This is a genomic window from Chryseobacterium sp. sg2396 (assembly GCF_042610505.1).
Classification (GTDB): domain Bacteria; phylum Bacteroidota; class Bacteroidia; order Flavobacteriales; family Weeksellaceae; genus Chryseobacterium.
Genome location: NZ_JBHGAQ010000051.1, coordinates 1 through 1,773, shown reverse-complemented (window position 1 = coordinate 1,773; position 1,773 = coordinate 1). Strand labels below are relative to the sequence as shown.

General features: G+C 33.9%; 3 protein-coding genes. All 3 read left to right on the top strand.

Translation table 11 applies throughout. From position 1 onward, the window contains the following. The coding region (locus ACED20_RS21125) for a hypothetical protein (protein ID WP_378106722.1) at nt 1–777 on the top strand (777 nt) is incomplete at its 5' end. A 1-nt stretch (nt 778) separates the two neighbouring features. Continuing rightward, nucleotides 779–1,204, top strand: a complete 426-nt coding sequence (locus ACED20_RS21120; RefSeq protein WP_378106720.1) for a hypothetical protein — start codon at nt 779–781, stop codon at nt 1,202–1,204. Between the two features lie 231 nt (nt 1,205–1,435). Continuing rightward, nucleotides 1,436–1,773, top strand: a 338-nt coding sequence (locus ACED20_RS21115; protein ID WP_378106718.1) for a hypothetical protein, incomplete at its 3' end; no start/stop codon positions are given.

Genomic DNA, 1,773 nt, shown 5'->3' with positions numbered 1-1,773 from the left:
GCCCAGATGAGGTTATCCGGCGGCGGAGGCGGTGGAGGAAGTAGCGCTAGTGCTGAAGATAATATCAATTCCTTTGTCAGAAACGGTGTTTCTTATGAAGTTGCTGTAAAAGTAAGCCAGAACGGAGCGATTTCTTTTGATGATTATGCTAGTTCAGGGATTTTTTTTAAAGGATTTGATTTTTCAGGTTACGGTGATATTGATCCTCATGATGTTATAATTAGAAATAAAAAAGGACATATTATGTACCGGATTTTATCGAAAACTCTTTATAAAGACGTAAAAATTGATACAGATATAGAGGTTAATAATCCTATGACAATAAACTTAGCCGATTATGAAAAAATGGGAGCCCATGCTGTTGGATTTAGTTTAGATTATAGTGCCACACTCGGAGGAGGTCCAAATGGAGGAATTGCATTTGTTTATTTTATGGCTGGAAGTGATGCTGGAAGCGGTTATGTTTATGGGTATACTGGAGGAAATACAGGCTTTGAAGCATCAATAGGCATTAGTAAGTTTTATGCAAAATATGTAGATAAAGATAATAGAAACTTTAATGCTGCTGGTTACGCTGGAAAATCTTCAGGTCATGGTTTTGGAGTCGGAATTTGGGGATATTCTAGATCTTGGGGAAACAGATCAAATGATGGCGAATTGTGGCAAGGGCAAAAAAGTAAAACAACATGGATTACTATTACTAATGGTGTTGCACATGGTGAAATGGGTGGAAAAATATTTTGGTCAAATTATACGATATTAAAAAAAATATTTTAAAATGAAAAAAACAGATTTGATGTATTTTTCTTTGGTGTTATTAGGTGCGGGCTTTATATTATTTTTATTAATTTACTCTCCGAAAAATGAGGATAAATTTATTATTGCTGATATTAGGGTAGATATAGTAGGAAAAATAAAAAAGAAAGTTGCAGTTAGAGAAGGACTTTTAACGCATGCAAAAATATCCAGACAGAATAAATTTGATACTTTAATATTTTTAGGAGAAAATATTGATAGTGTAAATATTGGTGATAGTATTATAAAACATAAAAATTCGCCTTATTTCTATATTTTAGAGAAGAACAAAAATCTTAAAAAACTCAAATATACTTTAATTTCCCAAGAAATTCTTAATGATGAAAATTTTCCCCAAGAGTGGAAAGATAGCTGTAAAACTGTTTGGAAAAATGTAGTGATAAAATGAAAGTAGTAAATACTATTTAGTGATAGTATAGTTTGTAATAAATAATGTACTGTAATTGATAATCATAATAAATTAATACAAAACGAGAGCAGGATACCTACTCTCGTTTATCTTTTAGGATATAAATGGTATGCAAGAAATAAGCTGACCTCGGTAACGGATGATTCCCAGGATTATGCAGGATATCCTGACGTATCAGGAAATACGATTCCGTATGATGACAATGGGAATATGATCAGCCATGCCGATAAGGGTATTGTGGAAATAGCCTACAATATAATGGACCAGCCGGATTTTGTAAAGTTTGATAAAATGTATGTGCCGCGGGTTAATCTCGGCGGGGATTATCATGTGAATACCCAATACCTGTACCGCGCCGATGGGAGCAAACTAAGAAAGACTTATACATACGGCAGCGGCAAAACCAATTCTGAGGTCAATACGATCACGGAATACCTTGACGGCTTCCAGTATGAAGCAACGAATACGGGTTCTAAATTTGCCCTCATTTTAAAATTTGTGCCTACTTCGGAGGGCTATTATGATTTTGAAAAAAATAAGTATATTTA

Excerpts from the sequence above, each read along its gene's own strand:
- ACED20_RS21120 (WP_378106720.1), top strand. The coding sequence starts at position 779 with ATGAAAAAAACAGATTTGATGTATTTTTCTTTGGTGTTATTAGGTGCG.